Annotated in this window: 29 protein-coding genes; 19 read left to right on the top strand and 10 right to left on the bottom strand. The window is 71.3% G+C overall.

Features of this window, described 5'->3' with window-relative positions:
* The first annotated feature begins 58 nt into the window (after window positions 1-58).
* Window positions 59-955 (top strand): AraC family transcriptional regulator, encoded by an 897-nt coding sequence (locus ACGFJ7_RS39895; protein WP_360254302.1) that lies wholly within the window; start codon window positions 59-61, stop codon window positions 953-955.
* On the opposite strand, the gene ACGFJ7_RS39890 is transcribed toward ACGFJ7_RS39895, so the two are convergent.
* The 3 genes from ACGFJ7_RS39890 to ACGFJ7_RS39880 are packed head-to-tail and all read right to left on the bottom strand — an operon-like array spanning window position 945 to window position 4,304.
* Window positions 945-1,502, bottom strand: a complete 558-nt coding sequence (locus ACGFJ7_RS39890; RefSeq protein ID WP_392647141.1) for a TetR/AcrR family transcriptional regulator — start codon at window positions 1,500-1,502, stop codon at window positions 945-947. The genes ACGFJ7_RS39895 and ACGFJ7_RS39890 overlap by 11 nt on opposite strands.
* Before the next feature lie 13 nt (window positions 1,503-1,515).
* Window positions 1,516-2,076: a hypothetical protein gene (locus tag ACGFJ7_RS39885; protein WP_392647140.1), complete on the bottom strand. Its 561-nt coding sequence runs from the start codon at window positions 2,074-2,076 to the stop codon at window positions 1,516-1,518.
* A complete protein-coding gene (locus ACGFJ7_RS39880; protein ID WP_392647276.1) occupies window positions 2,073-4,304 on the bottom strand; it encodes a PEP/pyruvate-binding domain-containing protein in 2,232 nt (743 codons plus the stop codon). Before ACGFJ7_RS39880 ends, ACGFJ7_RS39885 begins: the two co-directional genes overlap by 4 nt.
* On the opposite strand from ACGFJ7_RS39880, the gene ACGFJ7_RS39875 reads away from it, so the two are divergent.
* Complete coding sequence (locus ACGFJ7_RS39875) at window positions 4,251-4,787, top strand: hypothetical protein (RefSeq protein WP_392647285.1); 537 nt, start codon at window positions 4,251-4,253, stop codon at window positions 4,785-4,787. The two genes, ACGFJ7_RS39880 and ACGFJ7_RS39875, sit on opposite strands and share 54 nt — an antisense overlap.
* A gap of 465 nt (window positions 4,788-5,252) precedes the next feature.
* On the top strand, window positions 5,253-6,143 hold the full coding sequence (locus ACGFJ7_RS39870) for a hypothetical protein (protein WP_360254294.1): 891 nt from the start codon (window positions 5,253-5,255) through the stop codon (window positions 6,141-6,143).
* 105 nt (window positions 6,144-6,248) lie between these two features.
* Here the strand turns inward: ACGFJ7_RS39870 and ACGFJ7_RS39865 are convergent, their stop codons facing one another.
* Window positions 6,249-6,617 (bottom strand): FKBP-type peptidyl-prolyl cis-trans isomerase, encoded by a 369-nt coding sequence (locus tag ACGFJ7_RS39865; protein ID WP_360254292.1) that lies wholly within the window; start codon window positions 6,615-6,617, stop codon window positions 6,249-6,251.
* Window positions 6,618-6,722: 105 nt separating this feature from the next.
* On the opposite strand from ACGFJ7_RS39865, the gene ACGFJ7_RS39860 reads away from it, so the two are divergent.
* The 4 genes from ACGFJ7_RS39860 to ACGFJ7_RS39845 all read left to right on the top strand — a co-directional run bounded on the left by ACGFJ7_RS39860 (window position 6,723) and on the right by ACGFJ7_RS39845 (window position 10,288).
* Window positions 6,723-7,649: a lytic polysaccharide monooxygenase gene (locus tag ACGFJ7_RS39860; RefSeq protein WP_392647137.1), complete on the top strand. Its 927-nt coding sequence runs from the start codon at window positions 6,723-6,725 to the stop codon at window positions 7,647-7,649.
* A 79-nt stretch (window positions 7,650-7,728) separates the two neighbouring features.
* Window positions 7,729-8,958 (top strand): DUF4331 domain-containing protein, encoded by a 1,230-nt coding sequence (locus ACGFJ7_RS39855; RefSeq protein WP_392647134.1) that lies wholly within the window; start codon window positions 7,729-7,731, stop codon window positions 8,956-8,958.
* 23 nt (window positions 8,959-8,981) lie between these two features.
* Window positions 8,982-9,269, top strand: a complete 288-nt coding sequence (locus tag ACGFJ7_RS39850; RefSeq protein ID WP_360254286.1) for a phospholipase — start codon at window positions 8,982-8,984, stop codon at window positions 9,267-9,269.
* Window positions 9,270-9,304: 35 nt separating this feature from the next.
* Window positions 9,305-10,288, top strand: a complete 984-nt coding sequence (locus ACGFJ7_RS39845; RefSeq protein WP_360254284.1) for an AraC family transcriptional regulator — start codon at window positions 9,305-9,307, stop codon at window positions 10,286-10,288.
* Here the strand turns inward: ACGFJ7_RS39845 and glgC are convergent.
* A complete protein-coding gene (gene glgC / locus ACGFJ7_RS39840; protein WP_360254282.1) occupies window positions 10,285-11,517 on the bottom strand; it encodes a glucose-1-phosphate adenylyltransferase in 1,233 nt (410 codons plus the stop codon). The two genes, ACGFJ7_RS39845 and glgC, sit on opposite strands and share 4 nt — an antisense overlap.
* A gap of 127 nt (window positions 11,518-11,644) precedes the next feature.
* Here glgC and glgA point away from each other — a divergent pair, with 127 nt between their 5' ends.
* On the top strand, window positions 11,645-12,835 hold the full coding sequence (gene glgA / locus ACGFJ7_RS39835) for a glycogen synthase (protein ID WP_392647129.1): 1,191 nt from the start codon (window positions 11,645-11,647) through the stop codon (window positions 12,833-12,835).
* Here the strand turns inward: glgA and ACGFJ7_RS39830 are convergent.
* The gene (locus tag ACGFJ7_RS39830) at window positions 12,810-13,682 is read right to left on the bottom strand and encodes an FAD-dependent oxidoreductase (RefSeq protein WP_360254278.1); all 873 of its coding nucleotides are present in this window, start codon (window positions 13,680-13,682) and stop codon (window positions 12,810-12,812) included. The two genes, glgA and ACGFJ7_RS39830, sit on opposite strands and share 26 nt — an antisense overlap.
* Window positions 13,683-13,716: 34 nt before the next feature.
* Between ACGFJ7_RS39830 and ACGFJ7_RS39825 the strand changes: the two genes are divergently transcribed.
* Window positions 13,717-15,333 (top strand): family 10 glycosylhydrolase, encoded by a 1,617-nt coding sequence (locus ACGFJ7_RS39825; protein WP_360254276.1) that lies wholly within the window; start codon window positions 13,717-13,719, stop codon window positions 15,331-15,333.
* Here ACGFJ7_RS39825 and ACGFJ7_RS39820 read toward each other — a convergent pair.
* Entirely contained in the window at window positions 15,261-16,178 is a 918-nt protein-coding gene (locus ACGFJ7_RS39820) for an SDR family NAD(P)-dependent oxidoreductase (RefSeq protein ID WP_360254274.1), read from the bottom strand. The two genes, ACGFJ7_RS39825 and ACGFJ7_RS39820, sit on opposite strands and share 73 nt — an antisense overlap.
* A gap of 59 nt (window positions 16,179-16,237) precedes the next feature.
* Between ACGFJ7_RS39820 and ACGFJ7_RS39815 the strand changes: the two genes are divergently transcribed.
* Both ACGFJ7_RS39815 and ACGFJ7_RS39810 read left to right on the top strand, forming a co-directional pair.
* Window positions 16,238-17,161 carry an AraC family transcriptional regulator gene (locus ACGFJ7_RS39815; protein ID WP_360254272.1) on the top strand — a complete coding sequence of 308 codons (924 nt, stop codon included), beginning with the start codon at window positions 16,238-16,240 and terminating at the stop codon, window positions 17,159-17,161.
* 3 nt (window positions 17,162-17,164) lie between these two features.
* Window positions 17,165-17,746: a hypothetical protein gene (locus ACGFJ7_RS39810; protein ID WP_360254270.1), complete on the top strand. Its 582-nt coding sequence runs from the start codon at window positions 17,165-17,167 to the stop codon at window positions 17,744-17,746.
* A 9-nt stretch (window positions 17,747-17,755) separates the two neighbouring features.
* On the opposite strand, the gene ACGFJ7_RS39805 is transcribed toward ACGFJ7_RS39810, so the two are convergent.
* Window positions 17,756-18,421 (bottom strand): TetR/AcrR family transcriptional regulator, encoded by a 666-nt coding sequence (locus ACGFJ7_RS39805; RefSeq protein WP_360254268.1) that lies wholly within the window; start codon window positions 18,419-18,421, stop codon window positions 17,756-17,758.
* Between the two features lie 78 nt (window positions 18,422-18,499).
* Between ACGFJ7_RS39805 and ACGFJ7_RS39800 the strand changes: the two genes are divergently transcribed.
* The 5 genes from ACGFJ7_RS39800 to ACGFJ7_RS39780 are packed head-to-tail and all read left to right on the top strand — an operon-like array spanning window position 18,500 to window position 22,705.
* Complete coding sequence (locus ACGFJ7_RS39800) at window positions 18,500-19,636, top strand: FAD-dependent oxidoreductase (RefSeq protein ID WP_392647124.1); 1,137 nt, start codon at window positions 18,500-18,502, stop codon at window positions 19,634-19,636.
* Entirely contained in the window at window positions 19,633-20,097 is a 465-nt protein-coding gene (locus tag ACGFJ7_RS39795) for an HAD domain-containing protein (protein WP_392647122.1), read from the top strand. The genes ACGFJ7_RS39800 and ACGFJ7_RS39795 overlap by 4 nt, the downstream gene beginning before the upstream one ends.
* Before the next feature lie 51 nt (window positions 20,098-20,148).
* Window positions 20,149-20,919, top strand: coding sequence for an alpha/beta fold hydrolase (locus ACGFJ7_RS39790; protein WP_392647119.1), 771 nt, complete (start codon window positions 20,149-20,151; stop codon window positions 20,917-20,919).
* 9 nt (window positions 20,920-20,928) lie between these two features.
* On the top strand, window positions 20,929-21,720 hold the full coding sequence (locus tag ACGFJ7_RS39785) for a helix-turn-helix domain-containing protein (protein WP_392647118.1): 792 nt from the start codon (window positions 20,929-20,931) through the stop codon (window positions 21,718-21,720).
* 22 nt (window positions 21,721-21,742) lie between these two features.
* The gene (locus tag ACGFJ7_RS39780; protein ID WP_392647115.1) at window positions 21,743-22,705 is read left to right on the top strand and encodes an acetylxylan esterase; all 963 of its coding nucleotides are present in this window, start codon (window positions 21,743-21,745) and stop codon (window positions 22,703-22,705) included.
* Here the strand turns inward: ACGFJ7_RS39780 and ACGFJ7_RS39775 are convergent.
* Entirely contained in the window at window positions 22,695-22,985 is a 291-nt protein-coding gene (locus ACGFJ7_RS39775; RefSeq protein ID WP_392647112.1) for a hypothetical protein, read from the bottom strand. The two genes, ACGFJ7_RS39780 and ACGFJ7_RS39775, sit on opposite strands and share 11 nt — an antisense overlap.
* Before the next feature lie 55 nt (window positions 22,986-23,040).
* On the opposite strand from ACGFJ7_RS39775, the gene ACGFJ7_RS39770 reads away from it, so the two are divergent.
* Window positions 23,041-23,397 carry a hypothetical protein gene (locus ACGFJ7_RS39770; protein WP_360254256.1) on the top strand — a complete coding sequence of 119 codons (357 nt, stop codon included), beginning with the start codon at window positions 23,041-23,043 and terminating at the stop codon, window positions 23,395-23,397.
* On the opposite strand, the gene ACGFJ7_RS39765 is transcribed toward ACGFJ7_RS39770, so the two are convergent.
* Window positions 23,394-24,140 (bottom strand): ATP-binding protein, encoded by a 747-nt coding sequence (locus ACGFJ7_RS39765; RefSeq protein ID WP_360254254.1) that lies wholly within the window; start codon window positions 24,138-24,140, stop codon window positions 23,394-23,396. The two genes, ACGFJ7_RS39770 and ACGFJ7_RS39765, sit on opposite strands and share 4 nt — an antisense overlap.
* 125 nt (window positions 24,141-24,265) lie before the next feature.
* On the opposite strand from ACGFJ7_RS39765, the gene ACGFJ7_RS39760 reads away from it, so the two are divergent.
* On the top strand, window positions 24,266-24,778 hold the full coding sequence (locus ACGFJ7_RS39760) for an O-acetyl-ADP-ribose deacetylase (protein ID WP_360254252.1): 513 nt from the start codon (window positions 24,266-24,268) through the stop codon (window positions 24,776-24,778).
* A gap of 51 nt (window positions 24,779-24,829) precedes the next feature.
* Window positions 24,830-25,045, top strand: a complete 216-nt coding sequence (locus tag ACGFJ7_RS39755; protein WP_392647108.1) for a hypothetical protein — start codon at window positions 24,830-24,832, stop codon at window positions 25,043-25,045.
* The last annotated feature ends 91 nt before the right edge of the window (window positions 25,046-25,136 follow it).

The raw sequence follows: 25,136 nt of genomic DNA, 5'->3' as shown, positions 1-25,136 counted from the left end.
GCATAGCCCGAGATGAACCGGAGGTAGCACGAAATTCACCTGGGGCCTACGGTGAGGCATGACCGACGAGCCCCCCGTCGAGACCACCGGCACGCTGCTGCACTTCATCGAGGGATCGGCCGTGTGGGCCGGGCACTACCTGCACGAGGACGCCCATCCGGTGCACACGCACAGCTTCGTCGAGATCGCGGTGATGACCGGCGGGCAGGGCACCCACCACAGCCTGGCCGGGCGGCACGAGCTGAGCGTGGGCGACGTGGTGCTGCTGCGGCCGGGCGTGTGGCACGGCTACGAGCAGTGCGTGGGCCTCGACCTGTACAACTGCTGCTTCTCGACCGAGCTGATGCGGCGCGAGCTGGCCTGGACCCGGCAGGACCCGCAACTCGGCCATCTGCTGTGGACCGGCCCGTACTCGGGTCAGCGCCGCGGCATCCTCTACGCCCACCTCGAGCCGGACCAGCTCGCCGGATCCCTCGAACACCTCGACGGCCTGCAGAAACTGCGCTCCCAGCCGCCGGCCCGCTACCGGGGCGACATGGTCGGCCGGCTGGTGCTCTTCCTCAGCACGCTGGCCCGCGTGGTGGCCGAGTCGGACGACCTGGCCGGCGACGCGGCCGGCATCCACCCGGCGGTCCTCGACGCCATGCGGATGATGGAGGCCCGCCCCGAGTACCAGTGGACGCTGACCGAGCTGGCGGCCGAGCTGCACCTCGCACCCGGCTACCTGGTCCGGCTGTTCAAGTCGGCGACCGGCCTGCCGCCGATGGCATACCTGTCACGTCATCGTGTCGAACTGGCCGCGGCCCGCCTGCTGCACACCGACCAGCCCATCAACAAGATCGGCGAGTCGGTGGGGTGGCCCGACCAGAACTACTTCGCGCGCCGCTTCAAGTCGCACTACGGGCTGAGCGCGTCCACGTACCGGTCGCGCTTCACCCGTACCGTCAAGCGCTGAAAAGCCTTTCCAACTGGGAGTCCAGGGCGGCCAGCGCCTGCTCGGGGGTGTACTGGCCGCCGAGAACGTACAGGCCTAGGCCCTCCATCAGCGCCAGCAGCCCGGCCGCGTCATCGGCCCGCCCGCCGAGAAGGCTCGCGATGAAACCGACCATCTGCTCGGTCTCGGCCCGCAGGGCCGGTTGCGGGTGGACAGCCGTGTATGCCAGGAAGGCCAGCGCCACCCGCCCGTTCTCCCGGCTCGGCTCGTCGAGCGGCAGCAGCGCGGTCACCAGCGCGCGCAGCAGCTCGCGCGGCGGCGGGTCCTCGCCGAGCCGGGCGATCGCCTTTTCCGCCCGGTCCCGGCTGCGCTCCTGCACCACCGACAGCGCGAAGGTCATCATCTCGTCCTTGGTGCGGAAGTAGTGCTGCACCATGCCCGCGCTCACGTCGGCCGCGGCCGCCACATGCCGCAGGCTGACCGCCTCGAGCCCCTGCTCCGCCGCCACCCGCATCAGGGCGTCGGCGATGAGCCGGCGGCGCTCGGCGTGGTCGACCTTCTTCGGCATGCCAGCGATGCTTTCACGCCGGTTCCGGCTGCCTCGCCCGGGCCGCCGCGACGAACCCGTCCGGGTCGTCCACGTAGATCCGGACGTCCCCGGCGTCCGCCCTTTCGATGTCCACGCTGGTCTGCCCGGCCATGACGATGTGCTTGACCCCGTCGACGACCTGAACGGACTTGTTCGACGGCAGCGAGCGGTACCGCTTGCTGACCGAGACCACGTCCGCCCACGGAATCGTGAAGTCGACGCCGTTGCCCAGCCGCACCCGGATCCCGTCGTCGCCGACCAGATGCGGATGCCGCCGCAGCCCCGCCGCGAAACCGATCATCCAGAGCAGCCCCCACACCCCGAGCGCGAGCACGATCCACCGCGCCGGCCCCCACGGCACCACCTCGCGGACGATCAGATCGAAGATCGGGATCTCGACGGCCGACAGCCCGATGAACACCCCCAGGATCGGTTTGACGACCCCGTGATAGGTGTACGCCATCTCGCCCTCCTTCAGAGGTACGGACCGGCGCAGCATCCACGCGAACAGGTTGCGCCACATCGCCGCCTCGACGGCCAGAAGCTTCCTCATGCCCTCGTCACCGTTCCCGCTCGCCCGTCCACCGTCACGACCTCACCCGTCCGGATCCGCGTGGTGGCCCCGGGCACGCAGATGACAGCCGGGATCCCGTACTCCCGCGCCACCGTCGGCCCGTGCGCCATGACCGCGCCGGTCTCGGTGACCAGCGCCGCCGCCGTCAGGAACAGCGGCGTCCACCCCGGATCGGTCGTCGCGGTCACCAGAACCTCACCCGGTTCCACGTACGCGCCGGCCGGGTCCAGCACGATCCGCGCCTGCCCGGTCACCCGCCCGGCCGAGGCCGCCACCCCACGCAGATCGGCCCCGTCGTCGCCCGGCAGCGTCGCCTCGACATCGGTGCCGTCGGACAGCAGCGCCACCGGCACGGCCCGGCGCCGCATCTCGCGCCGGTACACGGCCTTGCGAGCGTCGATCACGGCCCGCGCCGGCACGGCGTCCAGCTCCTCGACGGTCAGGAACATGACGTCGTCCGGGTCGTCGAACAGCTCGGCCCCGATCAGCAGCAACTGGCGGCGTACCTGCTGAAGCCGGTAGAGCCCGGCGAACTTGCCGGCCTCCCGCAGCCCGGCCAGCTCCCGGGCCCGCCCCAGCAGAAACCCGGCGAGGCGATTCTTGCGGCGCAGGTCGCGCAGCGCCCGCTCGGCCCGGTCCGCGGCCCGCGCAAACCGACGATCGGGCGCCTGCTCCGGGTCGGTCACGCGCAGGCAGTTCTGAATGGCGGCGAAGACGGGCGCCGGATCCTCACTCCACCGCGGCACCCCGACGTCGACCTCGGCCGCGCCGCGATGCCCGTACGCCCGGAGAAAGGCACCCAGGCCGAACTCCGGCAACGCCCCCGCCAGCCATCGCTCGGAGAGCTCACCCGGCGGGGTGCCGAGCAGAAGATCGCGGTGCTCCCCCACCTGCTGCGAGAGCCGCCACAGCGCGAGATCCATCTCGATGGTCACGTTGTGCGGCATTCCACCGAGCGCGGTGTGAACGTCGCCGTCGTTCTTCAGCAGATATCCCGGCACCGTCGCGGCGAGCATGCCGGCCGCAATGGGCCAAACCAGATCGTCCGGCGACTCACCTGTGTCCCATTCCCGGACAAAACGCACCCGTTCGGCGTGCGCCTCCTGCCCCCTCGGCTCGTGCCCCCTCGGCTCCTGCCCCCTCGGCTCCCGCCCCCTCGGCTCCCGCTCAGCACTCGTAGCCGCCGTCTCAGGGCTCCGGTGCTGCGGGGCCGGCTCTGCCGCCGGAAGGCCGACAGCTGGATCCGTATCGGCGGACGCCTGGCGCATCCGCTCGACGGCGGCGGTGAGGCGGACCCGGGCCGCGGCCGGACGGGCCAGCGCGCGGGCGATGCCCGTCGCCGCGCGGAAGGCGGTACGTGGCGACGGGGTGGTGCGGCGCGGGGCGCTGCCTGGAACAGGCGCGAAGCGCGGGTCCGCCATGACATGCCGGATGGCCGCCTGCGCTCGCGGGCCGAAGTCGACCGCGAGGAGCTTGACGAGCCGCTTGCGGGCCTTCGGGTCGCGTACCAGGTCGGTCATGTCGCCATAGAGGCGGCCGCCGATGTCGGTGATCTCGACGTGCAGGCCGAGCGGCTTGAGCATGGCGGTCACGAGAGCCTTCAAGGTGGACATGCCCATCGGCGTGGCCGGCTGGAGCATCCCCTGCACGTGCCCGAACTCCAGATAGACCCGCAGGTCCCCGGTCGGCGGCGGCAACGGGAAGAGTGTCGTGATCGGCCGCGATTGCAGGAGCCACAGCTCGCCGGCCTTGTCGAAGGCCCACTCGACATCCTGCGGCACCCCGAAGCGCGCCTGAAGCCTCTCGCCGGCGGCCCACAGGGTGGCGAGCGCTTCGCTGGTCAGGCAGCCACCCTCAGCCGGCCCTCCCCCGCGGAGATAGTGGTCGACGGAACCCTCCCCGTCCACGACGGCCGGTCCGGCACCGGCGGCCGCGTCGACCGCCATCTCGGTGCGGCAGCCGGTCACGGGATTGGCCGTGAAGAGCACCCCGGCCACCTCGGCTTCGATCATCCGCTGCACGACAACCGCGACATCACCGGAAGCGCCGCCACCCCGATAGGACGTCACGCGTTCCCCGGCGGCCGACCCGCGGCAGACCTCGATGGCAGCGAGCAAGGGTTCCAGACCCTCGACATCAAGCAGCGTCTCGTATTGACCGGCGAAGCTCGCCTCATCACCGTCCTCACCGGGAGCACTCGACCGCACCGCGACGCGGCCCCCACCAAGGGCGGCGTAGGCCCGCGCTATCTCAGCGCGCGGAAGCCCTCCGGCCCCGACTCGCACCCACTCACCGTCCTCAGCGCGCGCCCGCTCTCCGACCCCGACTCGCGCCCACTCACCGTTCTCAGCGGGCGGCCGCCCACCATCCTCAGCGCGCGGCCGCCCACCATCCTCAGCGCGCGGCCGCCCACCATCCTCAGCCCGCGGCCGCCCACCATCCTCAGCGCGCGGCCGCCCACCGGACTCGACACCCGTCGGGCCGCCGGCCTCAGCGCGCGGCAGGTCGCCCGCGTCAGTGGTGAGGCAGAAGCCGGGTGGGACCGGCTCGCCTTGCTGGATCAGGTCGCCGAGGGTGGCGGCTTTGCCTCCCACCAAGGGGCGCAGGGAGGCCGAACACTTCTCGAGGCCGATGATCTGCACGGGCGCACCTCCACGGTTGGCAATGCAGTTGCATTGCATCCACCGTAGCGCGGATGCAATACAACTGCAATGTCAAAGCTTGGCGTCAACACGCGGTTCACCGCGCGGAAACATTGACTCCGTGCAGGATGCATTTGTACGTTGTGTGCCTCGCTGGTTGTGGTCCCGGCCACGCCATCGACGCGCGCTCCGGTGGTGGCGGATTCCTTCGCTTCCGCCACCACCGGTGAAGCCGCCTCCGGTGAAGCCGCCTCCGGTGAAGGCAGCGCCGCCCCAAGCACCGCCACCCCAAGCAGCGCCACCCCAAGCAGCGCCACCCCAAGCAGCGCCACCCCAAGCAGCGCCACCCCAAGCAGCGCCGCCGAAGGGGTGAACGGTGAGCCGCACCGGTGGAGCGCAATCGGTAGACAGTCATCGGTGGAGCGGCCGACGGTGGAGTCGGCGCGGCAACCCGGTTGGAGCATTTTGCGGGGAAAGCGGAACCTCACCCCCGTCCGGATCGTCTGATCCGGCATGACTCGTCTCCGCAACACCCTCATCGCCGCCGCCGCTCCGCTGGCGCTGCTCTGTGCCTGTGCGCAGCCGGACGGGGCGGGCGCGGCTCCCAGTCAGTCCAGCGAGCAGGCCGGTGCCCCCACGTCCGGGGAGGGGGCGAACTATCTGGTCGCGCGCACCGAGTCGTACGGCGGCTTCGTTCCGCCCGACCGGACCGTCGGGGCGCTTCCGGCCGTCAGCGTCTACGCCGACGGGCGGGTCATCACCGAGGGGCCCGTTCCGATGATCTATCCGGGGCCGGCGCTGCCCAACGTGCAGGTCAGCCAGATCAGCCCGGAGCAGGTTCAGGAGCTCACCCGTCAGGGCGCCGCGGCCGGCGTGCAGGACGGCACCGATTTCGGGCGCCCCAACGTGGCCGACGCGCCGACCACCCGGGTCACCGTGCGCACCGGGCAGGGCACCCAGTCCGTGGCCGTCGAGGCGCTGCGGGAGAGCCAGGCCAACGATCCGATGCTCACCCAGCCGCAGCGGGACGCCCGCAAGAAGCTGTCCGACTTCGTCGGCACGCTGACCGGGCTGGCCGGCGACGCCAAGAGCACCACGTACGAGCCTGAGGAGATGGCGGTGCTGGCCCGGCCGTACACGGAACCGGGTGGCTCCGATCCGAAGAGTCCCGAGGTCGCCTGGCCCGGTCCGGCGCTGCCCGGCCCGTACCTGAACGCCGCCTTCAAGATCGGCTGTGTGACGGTGACCGGCGCCGAGCTCGACAAGGTGCTGACCGCGGCCGGGAAGGCCAACGCCATGACGCCGTGGACGTCGGGCGGTGCCCGGTACCTGATCACCTTCCGTCCGCTGCTGCCCGACGAGTCGGGGTGCTCCACCTTCACCGTCACCAAGGGCCGGCGATGACACCGATCGGTGATCCGGTCGAGCCGGGCCCGGACGACGAGCGGGACGAAAGAGGGCCGGGACAGGCGACGCCCGTCCCGGCCCGGCCGGCATGCCGGCCCGCGCTCACTGAACGCCGAGGAGATCCACGACGAAGATGAGGGTCTCGTTCGGCTTGATCACGCCGCCCGCGCCGCGCGAGCCGTAGCCCAGGTGCGGCGGGATGGTGAGCTTGCGGCGGCCGCCGACCTTCATGCCGGCCACGCCCTGGTCCCAGCCGCCGATGACCTGGCCGCCGCCGAGCGGGAACTCGAACGCCTCACCGCGGTTGTACGACGCGTCGAACTCCCGGCCGGTCGAGTGCGCCACGCCCACGTAGTGGACGCTCACGTACTGGCCGGGCTTGGCCTCGGGGCCGTCACCAACGGTGATGTCCTCGATCACGAGCTCGGCGGGCGGCTCGCCCTCGATCGGGCCGACGTCGGGCTTGTCCATGAGTTCTCCTTCATTGTTTCGTCGAACCCGACCACTCAATCACAGCGCCCCGGACGCACCGACAGTGACGTGCTGAACGACTCACGCCGATTCTCCGTATAGCTCGTGGTGAGGATCTACCGTCTCGCGGCGTGCGCTCTCGCCGCGGCACTCGTCTGGCCGGCCGCGCCGGCCTCCGCGCACGGCTCGCCGACCACGCCGATCAGCCGCACGGCCGCGTGCGCGAGGGGCGGCGAGGACACGGACGGCGCCGCCTGCAAGGCCGCCCGGAAAGCCAACGGCGGCGGTTTCGGCTCGTTCGACAACCTGCGCATCGCGGGCGTGGGCGGGCGGGACCGCGAGGTGGTGCCGGACGGCGAGCTGTGCAGTGGCGGGCTCGACGCCTTCAGGGGCCTCGACCTGCCGCGGGACGACTACCCGTCGACGAAGGTCACCGCCGGCGGTTCGCTGAGCGTCAGGTACCGGGCGACGATCCCCCACGCCGGACAGTTCCGCATTTTTCTGACCAAGTCGGCGTACGACCCGTCGAAGCCCCTGGCCTGGGACGACCTCGGCAGCAAGCCGCTCCTCACGGTCACCGATCCCCCGCTGACCGACGGCGCCTACGCCATGAAACTCAAACTGCCACAAAGGACCGGACGGCACATTTTGTACGTCGTCTGGGAGACCTCGAGCACCCCGGACACCTATTACTCGTGCTCTGACCTGGTGTTCCCGGCGGCGGCCGCCGACACCGTGACTCCTCAGGCACCCGCGACACCCAAGGCGACGAAGGCTCCCACGAAGGCGAAGCCCGCAGCCGCGCCACCCGCCGCCACGAAAGCCCCTGTCGTGACAAATCGGACGACGACGGCGGCAGCGGTAACCGAGGAGGCGACGCCGGAAGCGGCGCCGGCCGTGACGCCGGTGGCGGACACCAGCAAGGTGACGCTCGGTCATCACATCATCATCGGTGCGCTAGTGCTCGGCTTCGGCGCCGTGGCGTACGCCGTGGTCACCGGCGTTCTCCGCAGACGCCGCGAAAACCGTTGAACCCCACCGAGAGCCGCTTCGTACTGATGGTCGTCGACAGCAGGTCCCGCGCCCCCCGGGGACAGACGAAAGGCCGAGCATGAGTCGAGTTGGCTACGGAGAGGCGTCGTTCGGAGCCGCGGATCCGGATGCGGAGTGCTCCGATCTGTACGCCTTCGTCAGCCCGGAGGCCCCGGAGACCGTGACCATCATCGCCAACTACGGGTTCCTCAACCTCGAGTTCGGCGACGACGTCCTCTACGAGATCCACGTCGACTACAACGGTGACGCCCGGCCCGACCTGACGTATCAGTTCCGGTTCCGCACCGAGCTGCGCCACCGCGACACGTTCCTCTACAACACCGGCCCCATCGAGTCCCTGGACAGCGAGAACTGGAACCGGCGCCAGTTCTTCTCGGTGACCAGGGTCGACGCGTACGGCAAGAGCACCGTCCTGGCCACCCACCTGCCGTGCCCGCCGCGCAACCTGGGCCCGGCCGCCACCCCCGGCTACGACGCGCTGGCCGCCGCCGCGATCGCCGACCTGCCTTCCGGCGAGCGCGTCTTCGCCGGTCAGCGGGCCGACGCGTTCTTCGTCGACCCGGCCGCCGTCTTCGAGATCGGCGAGAACACCCGGGCCGTGGCCACCGGACCCGCGACCGTCAACAGCATCGCCGTCCAGCTGCCGCACCCCGGCCGGATGATCGGCGTGTGGACCACCGCCAGCCGCCGCGAACTGCTCACCACCGGCGACGACGTCCTGGTGGGCCCGATGGTCCAGGTCGCGCGGCGGGCCAACCCGCTGTTCGCCGAACTGTTCGTGCCGGCCGCCGACCGGGCCCGCTGGAACGGCATGCCGCCCTCGGACGACAAGCGCTTCGCCGACCTGGTCGAGCACCCCGACCTGGCCGTGCTCCTGCCGGTCGACCACCCCGGTCACTTCCCGCGCCTGGAAGGGCTGACCGCGCGCCGGGCCGACCTGGTGGCGATGCTGCTCACCGGCCTGCCGGATGGCCTGGTCGACGGCCTGCGCACCTTCACCGGCGACGTGCAGGCCGACATGCTGCGGCTGGACACGACGGTGCCGCCGTCGGCCGAGGAGAACCCGTTCGGCCTGCTCGGCGGCGACTTCGCCGGCTTCCCGAACGGCCGGCGGATCGGCGACGACGTCACCTCGGTCATGCTGCGGGCCATCGCCGGCGCGACCTTCCCCATGGTCGACGAGACGTACGAGCCCGACGACGCCGCCGCCCAGGCCGGCGCCGAGGCCCACCCCCGTACGCACGACGTGACCTTCCCCTACCTCGCGGCCCCGGAGGTTTTGCCGTGAGGCGCTCCGGGCACGGAGTGGTCGTGCTCAACATCGGTACCGGTATCGGCGCGCTCGTCATCCGAACGCCGCGCTGCATGCATGGTCATGACATCGAGATCAGCCCGGTGGAGGACCCCGCGCTGCGCACCCAGGCCACGGTCCGGGCCCGCTACGGGCGCGGCGGCGTCAACTACACAGTGGTCGTCGACTGTCTGCGCCCCGGCCGCTACACCATCTGGCGCGACCCGGTGACGCCACTGGCGGAGATCGATGTCCGGGGCGACCGGGTCGTCGAGTTCACCTGGCCGGTGACCGCACTCGCGGCGTGACCCACCGTGGCGGCATCCGGTCTAGGGTGGACGCCATGACGCGCGTGGACAAGCCCGTGCACGTCTCCCTGTCGACCACCGACGTGGAGGAGGCGCGGTCGTTCTGCCGCAAGCTGTTCTACGGGCCGTTGCAGGTCCACCCGACCGGTGACGTCTCGCGGTTCGCGTTCAGCGGCGACGTGGTGCTGCTCGGCCCGATCACGCTCGGCGAGATCAGCTACGGCGCCGACATCCACGTGGCCATCTCCGACCTGGAGACGGCCTACCACGTGCTGGCGCCGGTGACCGGCACGCTGCGCTCGCGTCATCGGGGCACGGTGGTGATGGCCGATCCGACGCGGGCCGCGGTCTACCGGCCGGTCGGCGACATCGACCTGGAGTGGCCGGGCAGCTGCCGGCTGCTGAGCGTCAAGGTGGAGCGGGCGGCGCTGGAGCGAGAGCTCGACGCGGCCCTCGACCAGCAGATCGTCTCGCCGCTGCTGCTCGGGGCGAGCTTCGATCTGATCGACGGCCCGGGGCGTACGTGGGCGTCTCTGGTCCGGCTCCTGCTGGCCGAGTTGCGGCACGCGGACGGGCTGGCCGCTCAGCCGCGGATGGCCGCCCGCTGGCGCGACCTGCTGGTCAGCGGCCTGGCCATGACGGTCGAGCATCCGTACGGCGAGGAGCCGGCCGGCATGCAGGGGCCGAACCGGCCGCGCACGGTGAAGCGGGCGCTGGACGCGATGCACGCCGAGCCCTGGCGGCCGTACACGGCGAACGATCTGGCGGCGATCGCCGGGGTCGGGGTCCGGGTGCTCCAGGAGGCGTTCCGGCAGCACGTCGGCATGTCGCCGCTGACGTACCTGCGCCGGCTGCGGCTCGACGGGGTGCACGCCGAGTTGTCCCGGTCCGACCCGTGGCAGGTGAACGTGTCCGAGGTGGCCTACCGCTGGGGTTTCACCCACCTCGGACGGTTCGCCGGCGCCTACAAGGCCCGGTACGGCGTACCACCGTCACAGACCCTGCGGGAACGCCGTTAGAGCTCGACTTTCTGGCCCTTGCCGATGACGACCACGCCGTTGTCGGAGACCGTGTAGAGCTTGCGGTCGCGGTCGAGGTCGACGCCGATCTGGGCGCCCTCGGGGATCACCACGTTCTTGTCGATGATCGCGTTGCGGATGATCGCCCGGCGGCCGACCGACACGCCCTCCATGAGCACCGCGCCCTCGACGTGGGCCCACGAGTTGACCCGCACGTTGGGCGAGATCACCGACCGTTCCACGAGCGAGCCCGACACGACCACCCCGGGCGAGATCATCGACTCGATGGCCCGGCCCTGGCGGTCGTCGTAGCCGTGCACGAACTTCGCGGGCGGCCACGAGCCGTAGTTCGTGAAGATCGGCCACTCGTGGTTGTACAGGTTGAAGATCGGCAGCGTGGCGATCAGGTCCATGTGGGCGTCGTAGAACGAGTCGAGCGTTCCCACGTCGCGCCAGTATCCGCGGTCGCGGTCGGTGCTGCCGGGCACTTCGTTCTCGCGGAAGTCGTAGACGTTGGCCTCGCCGCGCTCGACGAGCATGGGGATGATGTTGCCGCCCATGTCGTGCTTGCTGTCGGGGTCCTTCGCGTCCTTGGTCACCGCCTCGCAGAGCGCCCTGGTGGTGAAGACGTAGTTGCCCATCGACGCGTAGATCTCGTCCGGCGCGTCGGGCAGCCCGTCGACCTCTTTGGGCTTCTCGCGGAAGGCGCGGATGCGCTTGCCGTCCTCGGCCACGTCGATCACACCGAACTGGTCGGACAGCGACTTGGGCTGGCGGATGCCGGCCACCGTGACCGCGGCGCCCGAGGCGATGTGGTCCTGGACCATCTGCTTCGGGTCCATGCGGTAGATGTGGTCGGCGCCGAAGACGATGACGTAGTCGGGCGACTCGTCGTTGATCAGGTTGAGGCTCTGGTAGATGGCGTCGGCCGAGCCGGCGAACCAGCGGGGGCCGAGGCGCTGCTGGGCCGGCACCGGCGTGACGTAGTTGCCGAGCAGCGTCGACATGCGCCACGTCTTGGAGATGTGCCGGTCGAGCGAGTGCGACTTGTACTGGGTCAGCACCACGATTTTGAGGTAGCCGCCGTTGGCGAGGTTCGACAGCACGAAGTCGATCATGCGGTAGATCCCGCCGAACGGGACGCCGGGCTTGGCCCGGTCCGCCGTCAGGGGCATCAGGCGCTTGCCCTCACCACCGGCCAGAACGATTGCAAGGACCTTGACAGCCATGGAAGGACGCTAACTTTCCGCCAGCACAAGCGCCAGCCGAAGAGGGCAACTCGCCGTGATCGTCCCGGCGGACGGCCAGGATACCTGATCTTGAGCGTTCATGGGGAGGGAGTACTAGGCTGCGTGAGTGCTTCGAGTCGACCTGATCACACGCGAATATCCGCCGGAGGTGTACGGCGGCGCCGGCGTACACCTCGAATATCTGACCCGCGATCTGCGGGCCCTGGCCGACGTGCGGGTGCACTGCTTCGGGGCCCCGCGCACCGAGCCCGGCGTCACCGCCTATCCGGAGCCGGCCGAGCTGGCCGGGGCCAACGCGGCGCTGCGGACGATGGGGGTCGACCTCGAGATCGCCGCCGGCACCGAGGGCACCGACATCGTGCACAGCCACACCTGGTACGCGAACTTCGCCGGCCACACCAGCAAGCTGCTGCACGGCGTCCCGCATGTGGTCACCACGCACAGCCTCGAGCCGCTGCGCCCGTGGAAGGCCGAGCAGCTCGGCGGCGGCTACGCGCTGTCGTCGTTCTGCGAGCGGGTCGGCATCGAGAACGCCGACGCGATCATCGCGGTCTCCGGCGGCATGCGGCGCGACGTCCTCACCGCGTACCCGTCGGTCGACCCGGACAAGGTGCGGGTCGTCTACAACGGCATCGACACCGAGATCTACCAGCCCCACCGCGGCACCGACGTGATCGAGCGCCTGGGCATCGACCTGAGCCGGCCCAGCGTGGTCTTCGTCGGCCGCATCACCCGGCAGAAGGGCCTGCCCTATCTGCTGCGGGCCTGCCGGTCCCTGCCCGCCGAGACGCAGATCGTGCTGCTGGCCGGCGCGCCCGACACCAAGGAGATCGCGGCCGAGGTCGAGGGCCTGGCGAGCGAGCTGCGAGCCGCACGGGACGAGAAGGGTGTCATCTGGGTTCAGGAGATGCTGCCCAAGCACGAGGTCGTCCAGGTGCTCACGCACGCCACGATCTTCGTGTGCCCGTCCATCTACGAGCCGATGGGCATCGTCAACCTCGAGGCCATGGCCTGCGAGACGGCGGTCGTGGCCACGGCCACCGGCGGCATCCCCGAGGTGGTCAGCGACGGCGAGACCGGCATCCTCGTGCCGATCGAGCAGGCCGACGACGGCACCGGAACGCCGACCGACCCCGAGCAGTTCATCGCCGACCTCGCGACGGCGATGACTCAGCTGATCGAGGACCCGGCCCGGGCCGCGCAGATGGGCCTGGCCGGGCGGCGGCGCGCGATCGAGCATTTCAGCTGGTCGCACATCGCCGAGGAGACTCTCAAGGTCTACCGGTCAGTTCTCTGACGATCTGACGTGCGGCCGCCCGGCCACTGAGCCAGGCGGTCTGCACGCGGGGGCGGCCGAAGGCGTCGCCGCAGAGATAGACGTTCCCCCGGCGGGCGAAGCCCTCACGGCCCGTCCGGGGCTGGGCGAGGGGCCAGCGGAACAGCTCGACCGTGGGCTCGTCCTCGATGCCGAGCAGGTCGCCGGCCGCGCGAGCGAGCGCGGCCTCACCCCCGTACTCGAATTCTTTGAAGTAGCTCGCCGTCGAATGAGCGACGAGCACCGGAGCGCGATCGCCGCGACGGTCGCCGTCGTCGCAGAGCGTGGCCAGCACCGGATGATCGTTCACGAAGGCGCCGGCAAAATCGGGCCAGGTTCTTTCCGGGTACGTCAACACGGCCGTCAACACGGGCGACCAGGACTGTTCCCGGGCCTCGGGCAGGTCGGCCAGCCGCAGCGCCTGCGGCCCCGGCATCGCCAGCACCACGGCGTCGGCCGCCGGCAGCTCGGTCACCTCGGCCCCGAGCGTGACGTCGAGCCCGTCCGCGAGATCCTTGGCCAGGCTGCGCAGACCACCCGGCGCCGACCAGCGCATCGGTCCCGCGCCGTGCTGACCCCGGAACGTGTCGGTCCACGGGTGAGCCAGCCCGGCCACGCGCCACGACTGGAGCCGGCCCTGGAAGGACGGGTCGTCGGCGGTGACGTACGCGGCGCCGACGTCGACCGGCCGACCCGCCCGGGTGACACTCGCCAGGCGGCCCCCGACCACGTTGGCACGTTCGAGCACCCGTGTGGGCACACCCGCTCCGACCAGCTCACGAGCGCACGCCAGCCCCGAAATCCCCGCACCCACCACCACGACAGTCACACCCGGGAACTCTACGTGCGGCACACTGGTCCCCATGCTCCGCGTCCGCCGCCCACCCGTACGACTGACCTTGACCCTCGCCGCGGTCCTGTTCGCGACCGCCGTGCTGGGCCTCGGGCTGCTGCGAGCGGCGACGTACTCCGCGCCCGCCGCCTACTCCGCCCCGGTGCCGCCGGTGGCGTCGGCCCCGTTCACCGCCACCGCCTCCTGTGGCGCCTATCCGACCAAGGCCACCCGCGAGCTGCGCGGCATGTGGCTGACCACGGTCACCAACATCGACTTCCCGAGCAAGCGCGGCCTGTCCCCGGCGCAGGTCAAGGCCGAGTACCAGCGCTGGCTCGACCTGGCCGTGGCCCAGCGGCACAACGCGATCTTCGTGCACGTGCGGCCCTCGGGCGACGCCTTCTGGCCCTCGGCCTACGCGCCGTGGTCGGAGTGGCTCACCGGCAAGCGGGACGGCAAGTCCCCCGGGTGGGACCCGATGGCGTACATGGTCGACGAGGCCCACAAGCGCAACCTCGAGTTCCACGCCTGGTTCAACCCCTACCGCGGCACCCAGCCCGGCCCGGTCGGTCCGGGCGCCGACTTCCGCAAGCTCGCGCCGAACCATCCGCTGATCAAGCACAGCCAGTGGGCGATCGCCTTCCCGAAGGGCGAGACCGCGCGGCTCTACTTCGACCCGGGCATCCCCGAGGCGCGCAAGTTCGTCGAGGACTCGATGCTCGAGGCGGTCCAGAAGTACGACGTGGACGGTGTGCACTTCGACGACTTCTTCTACCCATACCCGGTCGCCGGTCAGGACTTCCCCGACAACGCCAGCTACGCCCGGTACGGCGCCGGCAAGTCGAAGGCCGACTGGCGGCGCGACAACGTCAACACGCTGGTCCGCGAGATGAACACGCGGATCAAGGAGCTCAAGCCCTGGGTCAAGTTCGGGATCAGCCCGTTCGGCATCTGGCGCAACAAGACCACCGACCCGACGGGATCCGACTCCAAGGGCCTGGAGGCGTACGACGCCATCTACGCCGACACCCGCAAGTGGGTCCAGCAGGGGTGGCTCGACTACATCGTGCCGCAGCTCTACTGGACCATCGGGTTCGACAAGGCGGACTACGCCAAGCTGCTGCCGTGGTGGGCGGCGCTGGTCAAGGACACCAAGGTGCAGCTCTGGATCGGCCAGGCCGACTACCGGGTCGGCGAGGAAGGCGCCTGGAGCGACCCGACCCAGCTCGACCGGCAACTGTCCATGAACGACGAGTACGGCGTACAGGGCCAGGTGCACTTCAGCGCCAAGCAGGTCCAGGGCGACAAGCTGGGCGCGGTGACCCGGTACCGGGACAAGCACTACGCGGCGCCCGCCCTCGTACCGGTGATGAAGCAGTTGCCGGCCGCGCCGCCGCCGGCGCCCACGCTGACCGGGGCGGCCCGCGGCGACGACGGAGCCGTGCACTTGCGGGGTACGAGCGCGGGGGCGAGCTGGGCCCTGTACCGGGTGAACGGCAAGACGGCCGACCTGGTGGCCACCGGTCGCGGCGGCACCGAGGTCGTCGACCCGGCGCCGCCCGCCGGACCGGCCACCTACTGCCTGGCCGGGCTGGACAGGTCGGGCAACGAGGGCGGGGTCAGCGCGCCGATCGCCGTCGCCGCGTAGTCCCAGAGCCGGTCGGCGGCCACCGGGTCGACCGACCACTCGGCCACCCCGAACATCGGCTCGGGGCCGCCCGGGACGACCTCGGCGATCTGGTTGTCCTCGTCGAGGTAGGCGCCGGAGACGCCCGCGAGCAGCGGCGACGCGGCGAGCAGCACCTCGCCGGCCGCGCCCTGCTCGGGGGTCTTGAAGCCGTCGGCGTGGATCAGGTTGCCGTCGTCGTCCATGGCACCCATGGCCCGCATGGCCGCCGGGTCGATGTGGCGCTGGAGGTTGGTGTGGACGCGGCCGGGGGCCATCGCGTTGGCGGCGAGGCCGCGGCGGCTCAGCGCCACGGCCAACAACACCTCGGCCGCCTTGGACTGGCTGTAGGCCACCCACGGGTCGTAGGGGCGGCGCTCGAAGTGCGGGTCGTCGAAGTCGACGCCGGCCCGCAGTTGGGCGCCGGAGCTGACCAGGACGATCCGGGCGTCGTCGGTGAGGTGCTGCCGCAGGCCGGTGATCAGGGCATAGTGGCCGAGGAAGTTCGTCGCGAGCTGGAGCTCCCAACCGTTCTGCGCGGTTCGGCGCTCAGGCACCGCCATGATTCCAGCGTTGGCTATCACCGCGTCGAGCGGCTTTGTCCACTTCTTCGTGAAATCTCGGGTCTTTTCCAGGTCGCTCAGGTCAAGTTCCCGACGGGTCGGGGTGATGACCTCGGCACCGGCGTCCCGGAGGGCTTTCGCCGCCGCCTGACCGAGCCCCGAGCCGCCGCCGGTGATCAGGAAGCGCTTGCCGGTCAGATCGACACCGGCCAGCACCTCGGCGGCCGTGCTGGTGGCGGTGAAGGGAATGTTGATCGTCGTCATGGTTCGAGTGTGGCGCGCTCAGGCTGGACGGTGAATGGCTCAGGGTCCAGTATTGTTTCGTGAGCGTCCAATCCGATCCTCTGCATGACGTCCTCGCCCTTGTCGGTACGACCAGCCGGCTGTCGGTGGGGTTCGCGGCCGGCGGCGACTGGGCGGTGGCCTTCGAGCCGCCTCCGGCGGTCAAATTCAATGCCGTACGCCGGGGAAGCTGCCTCCTGCAGGTCGACGGCGTCACCTATCCCCTGTCGGCCGGCGACTGCTTCCTGCTGACCCGCCCCCGGGCGTTCACGCTGGCCAGTTCGCTCGACGTGCCCGCGGTCCCGGCCGGCCCGATCTTCGCGGCCGCCACCGGCGGCGTGGCCCACGCCGGCACCGGGTCCGGCGTCTTCATCCTCGGCGGCCGGTTCGGCTTCGGCGAGCGCGCCGAGGAACTTCTGCTCGACGCCCTGCCGGCGGTGATCCACGTGCCCGGGTCCTCGCCCGCCGCCGCGACCGTGCGCTGGGCGCTCGACCAGATCGACGCCGAACTGCGGGACCACCCGCCCGGGGCCGGACTGGTCACCGACCACCTGGCCCAGGTCATGCTCATCCACCTGCTGCGGCTGCACCTGCGGGCCCACCCGCCGGCCGGCTGGCTGTCCGGCCTGTCCGACCCGGTGGTCGCGCCCGCCCTGCGAGCCATGCACGCCCGCCCGGCCCACCCGTGGACGGTCGCCGAACTGGCCGCGGTCGCCGCCGTCTCCCGCTCCACGCTGGCCGCCCGCTTCAAACAGACCGTGGGCCAGGGTCCGCTCGACTACCTCACCCGCTGGCGCATCGAGCTGGCCTCGGCCCGCCTGCGCCGCTCCGACGGCACCATGGCGGCCATCGCCCACCAGGTCGGCTACGCGTCGGAGAGCGCCCTGAGCACGGCGTTCAAACGGGTGACCGGCGTATCCCCCCGCGACTACCGGAGCGCTCATCTCGTAACTGCGGGAAGATGAGCCATGAGCAGCGAGCGCCCGTCCTCCCTCGACGCCCACTTCGACCGCCTCGCACAGATCGCCGACGACATGGCCACGACGGCCGAGGCGAGCGCCCGCCTCCACGAGCAGATGGCCGGCACGCTGCCCTCCGCCGCCGAGCACGCCGCCCGTGACCGCCTTTTCGCCGCCGCGGAACGCCGGGCCGCCGAGGCGTACCGCGCCCACCGTCTGCCGCCCGAGGACGTACGGCAGGCCGTCCGCGCCGCCCGCCCCGGTCCGGAGGAGATGCGGCAGCTCGCCGACCAGCGGATCGTCGGCGGAGAGGAACAGTGGGACAGCCGGGAGAAGAGCCTCCGTGATCGCGAACAGAAGCTGCGCGACCGCGAAAGCTTCCTGGACCGGCGCGAGGCGTTCCGCAGCGACCGCCGAGCCGAGCGCGACCACGCCGCCGAGACCCGCGACCACGCCGCCGAGACCCGCGACCACGCCGCCGAGACCCGCGACCACGCCGCCGACGCCCGCGACACCCGCGCTGACGCCCGCGACCGCGCCGCCGACCAGCGAGAGATCGACTTCGAGACGGAACAGCCCCGCCCGGAGTGACGCGCGGTGTCACCGGCGGGCGATGACGCCGGTCAGGAAGATGTCCACGCCCGCCAGGAACTGCTCACGGTCGTCGTGGTCCGGCAGTTGCGAGGCCGCCTCCCGCACCATCGGGTCCGGGTCGTGGTACGCCCATTGTGCCGCCACGGTCTCCAGGTAGGCCTTGCGGTCCGCGTCGCCGGCCGCTCGCCGGGCCCCCGCGGCGTACTGCGCGGCCGCGCCGAGGACGTAGTTGACCAACGCCGATCCGGCGTCCGCCCGGGCCGGTCCGGGCACGCCGAGGCGCCGCAGGTGCGATCCGAGACTCTTCCAGATCCGGAACACGGCGGGTTGCCATGGTTCGCGGGAGAGTTGGGTCCCGACCCACGGGTGCGCGTCGATCGCGTCGAAGATCCCGAGCGCGAGAGCACGGATGGCCCGCTCGGGGTCCTCGTCGTCGCCGGCTCCGGCCGTCACCCGCCCGACGATCTCGTCCGCGGCCGCGGCCAGCAGCCCTTCCTTGTTGGCGACGTGGTGATAGATCGCACCGCGGCCGGTCGACAGGTGGGCCGTCAGCGCGCGGACCGTCAGACCCGCCTCGCCGTTCGCGTCGAGCACCTCGACGGCCGCCTCGACGATCCGCTCCCGGGAGAGCGCATCGCTGCGCCTGGTGTTTCGCGGCCTGGGGTCGGTCATGTCCATCATCTTGACACAGTTGGACCAGTGGTCCAACCTGACTTGGACCGACGGTCCAAACTTGTCAAGAGGACTCACATGACTACTCCTGTCACCATCGTCGGCGCCGGCCTCGGCGGCCTCACGCTCGCCCGCGTCCTGCACCGGCACGACGTGCCGGTCACCGTCTACGACGCCGAGGACTCGGCCCGGTCCCGTACCCAGGGCGGTCAGCTCGACCTGCACGAACACAACGGCCAGCGCGCCCTCGAGATCGCCGGGCTCACCGCGGAGTTCCGCGCGATCATCCACGCCGGTGGTGGAGCGCAGCGGGTCCTCGATCAGCACGGCACGGTGCTCGCCGAGGTACCCGACAACGGTTCCCTGGCCCGCCCGGAAGCGCAGCGCGGCGACATCCGGCGCATCCTGCTCGAGTCGCTGCCGGCCGGCACCGTGCAGTGGGGCAAGAAGGTCGTGGCAGCCACTCCCCTCGGCCTGGGGCGGCACGAGCTCAGCTTCGCGGACGGCTCGACAGTCACCACCGATATCCTCGTCGGCGCCGAGGGGACCTGGTCGCGGGTGAGAGCACTGCTGTCGGACGAGAAGCCGGCGTACGCGGGTATGAGTTACGTCGATACCTATCTGCACGACGTCGACGACCGCCACCCTGACGCGGCCAAGGCCGTCGGCGACGGCGCCATGTACGCGCTCACCCCCGGCCGGGGGTTCCTCGCCCACCGCGAAGCGAACAACACCATCCACGCGTACGTCGTGCTCGACCGGCCGGTCGAGTGGTTCGACGACATCGACTTCGCCGACGCCGAAGCCACCAAGGCGCGGATCGCGGCCGAGTTCGAAGGGTGGGCGCCCGAACTGACCGCCCTGATCACCGCCGCCGACACGGCGCCGGTCCTGCGCCGCGTCTACCAGCTTCCCGACCGCCACCGATGGGCCCGCACACCGGGCGTGACACTGCTCGGCGACGCCGCACACGTGACCGTCCCCGGCGGCGAAGGCGCGAACATCGCCATGCTCGACGGCGCCGACCTCGGCGAAGCGATCGCCGCGCACCCCGGCGACGTCGAAGCCGCCTTCGCCGCGTACGAGCAAGTGATGTTCGCCCGCGGCGAGGCCGAAGCGGTGGCCGCGCACGAGACTATCGACCTCATCTTCGGCGACAGCGCGCCACACGGACTCGTCACCCTGCTCAACGGCACCGGCCAGGACGCCCGTTGACCCTTCTCTTCCTCGACGTCGACGGCCCCCTGCTGCCCTTCACCCACCGGTCGACCTCCCCGCCCGATCCCGCGCATCCGCTGCTTCAGCGCCTGAACCCGGCCGACGGCCCCCGCCTGCTCGCCCTGGGCTGTGACCTGATCTGGGCCACCACCTGGATGTCCGACGCCAACGACCTGGTCGCCCCGCGCCTGAGCCTGCCCCCGCTCCCGGTCCTGGATCTGCCGGCCGAGACCACTCCCCCGCCCCTGAACGGCCTGCACTGGAAGACCCCGTACATCACCGCGCAGGCCGATGGGCGGCCGTTCGTGTGGCTCGACGACGAGATCAGCGAGAACGATCGCTGGTGGACCGAGACCGCGTATCCGGGGCCGGCTCTGCTTCACCGCGTCGATCCTCACGTCGGCCTGGCCGAGGGGGACTTCGCTGCTGTCCGCTCGTGGGTGGACGGGCATCGCTGACGCGACATTTGTTCAATACGGGGGCTGTCCCGGGGCCGCATCGTCGTCGGTATGACGGGACACGGGTTGCACGTCGTTCAGGACGGGCCGCGGCAAGGGCCGGCGCTGTTGCTCATTCACGGATCGGGGGCGGCGGCGTCGTCGTGGGATCTGATGGTTCCGTGGCTGGCCACGGTGTGTCATGTCATCCGGGTCGATCTGTCGGGCTGCGGGCAGTCGCCGCCGGCGGCGGAGTACGACGTGCCGGGGCAGGCGGCGCTGGTGGCGCGGGTGCTGGACGAACGGGGGCTGCGGGGCGTGGCCGTGGCCGGGCACTCCAGCGGCGGCTACGTCGGCACCGCGCTGGCCGAGAGGCGTCCCGAGCTGGTGGGGTCGCTCACGCTGATCGGCACCGGGCCCAGCATGGACGCCCTGCGCCCGCAGCCGCTCGTGCTGCGCCTGCTGCTGGGGCCGCCGTTCGGGGCGCTCATCTGGCGGGTGCGGACGGACGCCTGGATCCGGAAGGGCATCGCCGCCACCGCGGCCCGGCCGGTCGACGTCCCGGACAGCGTGGTCGCCGGCGTTCGGGGGATCACCTATCGGAGCATGCGGAAGGTGTTGCGCGCCAACACCGCGTACCTGGAAGAACGCACCCTGCCCGAACGCCTCGCCGTCCTCGCCGTCCCGGTGCTGGCCATCTGCGGTGACGCCGACCCCAAGTGGGATCCGTCGGCGGCCCGCCGCTATCCCCGGGTCGAGATGATGCCCGGCGTCGGGCACCTCCCGATCCTCGAAGCGCCCGAAGCCACCAGCAAGCTGCTGCTGGACTTCGTGGGCGCCTAGTGTGGACGCATGCCGCGGAACTGGGCGTGGTCGGACGTGGAGGTCGCCGTGCCGCCCCGATCGAGCCTGCCGCCCGGGGTTCGCATGGCCGGGTTCCGTCAGCGTGCCGCCACCCCGTGGGACATCACCATGGTGGCCCATCCGTCAGTCACCCTGCTGATCGACCTGAGCGAGGGCGAGGGAGTCGACTACGACGGCGCCGGGCTGCGCGGCAGCGCCGTCATCGGGCTCCTGCCGGGCCGGCTCCGGGCGACCGGGCGGGCCCGGGTCGAGTGCCTGCAGATCCGGCTCGATCCGGCCGTGGCGGCGGCCGTGCTCGGCGAGTCACCCGAGCTCACCGGCCGGGTCGCGCCGCTGGGGGCGGCGTGGGAGGCGCGACTGCGCGCCGCCGCGTCGTGGGGTGAGCGGTTCGCCGTCGCGGCCGCGCTTCTCGAGCGGCGGGAACGCACCCGCCGGGTCGATCCGGAAGTTGCTCACGTCTGGCGGCGGACGCGGGTGAGCCGGGGCCGGGTACGGGTCGACGAGCTGGCCGCGGAGGTCGGCTGGAGCCGCCAGCGCCTGTGGTCACGGTTCCGTGCCCAGCTCGGCATCACCCCCAAGCGGGCCGCCCAGCTCGTGCGCTTCGACCGGGCCGCGCACCTGCTCGCCGCGGGGCACGCCCCGGCCGGGGTGGCGGGGGCCAGCGGCTACGCCGACCAGTCGCACCTGCACCGCGAGGTGGTCGCGTTCACCGGCTTGACCCCGGCCGCCGTCGCGACGGCGCCGTGGCTGGGCATCGACGACGTCGCCTGGGCGCCTTGACCGGTGGCGGACCATCTAAGGCATGATCACTGATCTCTCCCCCGAGCAGCTGGCGACGTACCGCAGCTCGGTCACCGCGCCGGACGACTTCGACGCCTTCTGGGCCGAAACACTCTCCGCCCAGGGCGACCTCGACGTGCGGACGCGTGAGGTTCCGACGAATCTGCGGACCATCACGACGTACGACCTGACGTTCCGGGGTTTCGGCGGCCAGGAGGTGCACGCCTGGCTGCGTGTGCCGGCCGGGGTCGAGGGGCCGCTGCCGGCCGTCGTGCAATTCGTGGGGTACGGCGGTGGGCGCGGCCACGAGCTGGAAAATCTGCTTTGGGCCTCGGCCGGCTTCGCCCACCTGCAGATGGACACGCGTGGGCAGGGCTCGGGCTGGAGCCTCGGTGTCACGCCCGACGAGGCGCCGTCGCCGCCGCAGGTGCCGGGCGTTCTGACCCGCGGCATCCTCGACCCGGCCGGCTACTACTACCGGCGGCTGTTCACCGACGCGGTCCGGGCCGTCGACGCGGCGCGAAGCCTGGACGTGGTCGACGGCGACCGGGTCCACGTGGTCGGCGGCAGTCAGGGCGGTGGCATGTCCCTCGCGGTGGCCGGCCTGCGCCGGGACCTGGCCGGGGTGGTGGCCTTCGTCCCGTTCCTGTGCGATTTTCCGCGGGCGGTACGGGTCACTGATGCCTTTCCGTACCGGGAAATCATCAATTATCTGGCCGTGCACCGCGGCGAGGAGGAGCAGGTGTTCCGAACGCTCGCCTACTTCGACGGCGTCAACTTCGCGGCCCGGGCGACGGCGCCGGCGCTCTTCTCGGTCGCGCTGCGCGACGCCGTCTGCCCGTCCTCCACCGTCTACGGCGCCTACCACAACTACGCCGGGGCCAAGGAGATGAAGATCTGGGAGTACAACGGTCACGAGGGCGGCGCCATCCTCGACGAGGAGAACGCCCTGCGGTTCCTGACCGGTGGGGCGGTCACTCGGTGAGGGCGAGCCGCACCCGCTCGGCGTACGGGGCCAGCTCGGCGCCGATCCGGGCCGACTCGGCCGCGGTGAGCGTGACCGCGGCCGGCCGCTGAGGCCGCCGCTCAAGCATCTCGGCCCGCAGACCGGCCGGCGGGTGCGAGGCGGACAACGACGCCCCGGCCCGGCGGGAGAGCAGGCGCAGCGCGGGCAGGCCGGCGGCCTGGTTGGCACGGGCGATCCGGGCCGCCGCCGGCAGGACGGCCGACGCGGCGCGATCCCGTTTACGTGTGTGGGAAAGCACTCTCTGTTCACCCGGAATCTTCCGGGACGGCGCCGGCGGGTCGTAACGTGGCGCGGTGACATCTGTGAAGCAGGAGCGGGTCGACAAGGTCGTCCGACGGGTCAGCGGCGCCGAGCGCACCTTCGCGGCACGGCATCCGGCCTTCACCGCGCCCATCCGGGCCTCGCTGGGCAAGCTGCGGGACGGCCTGGAGCGCGCCCACGACAAGAGCGAGCTGGCCACCGAGCGCGAGTGGTCCACGTACATGGCCTCGCTGGATCAGGGCCTGGCCGAGCTGGACGTCGAGGTGAGCCGGGCCGTCGAGGGCCGCGACAGCCGCAGCGTCGAGGATGTCCTGGCCCACCACACGTCGGCCCTGGAAGAGGCCGGCTGGCGCCTCCAGTTCTCCCTGACCAAGCAGGCCGCCGACTAGTCCTGCTCGCGCAGCAGCGCCCAGACCACCTTGCCCTCGCGGGTGGGCAGGGCGCCCCAGCCCTGCGAGGCTATGCGGACGATGTGCAGACCGCGGCCACCGGCCGGCTCGGGCAGGCGGCGGTCCCGGTCGTAGACGGCCAGGTGCAGGTAGGTGGTGCGCCGCGAGACCGGGCGGCGCAGCTGGCCGCGATGCGAGATGACGACGTCGATGTCGGTACGGGCGTGCCGGACGGCGTTGTTCACCAGTTCGGTGGCGACGAGCCGGGCCCGGGGCAGCAGCAGGGGCATGCCCCACTCCTCGCAGGCGGCGGTGACCAGCTGGCGGGCACTGGCCGACGAGGACGGGCGGGGCTGAAGCTGGAGCCGTACCTGGGAAGTCGTGGTCCGATGACTGGTGATCGCGGTGCGGGCCGATCGGATGGACGCGAAATGCGGCATCCGGGCGAGCTCCGGAGTCAGGTTGGCGGCGGCCATGCAGGTCACCACCGGCACGGGCGGCTCCATCCGCTCGCCCTGGGCGGCCGCGGTCAGCCAGAGCGAGGTGCTGCCGGCCCGCGGATCCTCGAACGCGGACAGGTCGAGTACCAGCCCGGCCGGATGGCCGGCCAGGCACTTGTTCAGCATCCGATACGACTCGAGCCACACCTGCCGGTTCCAGCGCCCGCGCACGCTCAGCTCGATGATGCCGGTGTCGTGGTCCACGACCGCCGTGACGGCCTTGTCGTCCCCTTGTCGACCCACGGACCGGGCATATCACGCCGGCGCAACCGGAGCCAATCCCCTCCGCGACCATTCCGTCACCAGTCGTGACACTGAGAGTGCAAATTGCAGGTGCGCACTTCGCCGCCGATCGCTATAAATCGACCATGTTCATCGAACTGGTCACCGGCGACATCACCACGTCGGCCACCGACGCGATAGTCAACGCGGCCAACTCCTCCCTGCTCGGCGGGGGCGGTGTCGACGGCGCCATCCACCGCAAGGGCGGCCCGGCCATCCTCGAGGAGTGCCGGGCCCTGCGGGCTTCCCACTACGGCCGGGGCCTCGCGACCGGCCAGGCCGTGGCCACCACCGCCGGCCGCCTGCCGGCGCGCTGGGTCATCCACACCGTGGGACCGGTCCACAGCACGGACGAGGACCGCTCGCCGCTGTTGCGCGCCTGCTACACCAACTCGCTCGACGTCGCGGCCGGGCTGGGCGCGCGTACGGTGGCTTTCCCGCTGATCTCGTCGGGCGTGTACCGCTGGCCCCGACCGGACGCGATCGCCCAGGCCCTGACCGCCATCGAATCGTCGACCGCCGACGTCGACTCGGTCCGCCTCGTCCTGTTCGACGACGAGACCCGGCGCCTCGCGGAGAAGGTCCATGGACTTCGCTGAGGCCTACGACGAGCTGAACGCGGACGACCACGACTACCGGAGACCGTCGAGGTGGCGTTGCCTCTGGTCACCTACGACACGTTCACCCACGACCGGCGAACCGGCGAACGCGAGGTGACCCGCGACGTGCTCGCCTTCCGCGCCCAGACTGCGCTGGAGACCTCCCTCGACGCGGCCGGGTTCACCGTCACCCACCGCTTCGGCGGCTGGCAGAAAGAGCCGGTGACCCGGGAGGCCCGCGAACTCGTCATGGTCGGGGACACCTAGTTGTTCTGACCACGGACGTTGGTGACGGGGAGATCTTGAAATAGGTGAGGGCCTTCGGGTTCGGTGTGGATTGCGACGTCCTACCCCGAAC

It is taken from the genome of Actinoplanes sp. NPDC048988, from assembly GCF_043197815.1.
Classification (GTDB): Bacteria; Actinomycetota; Actinomycetes; order Mycobacteriales; family Micromonosporaceae; genus Actinoplanes.
Note: the sequence above shows the minus strand (reverse complement) of the source record. Positions and strands in the feature narration are given on the sequence as shown.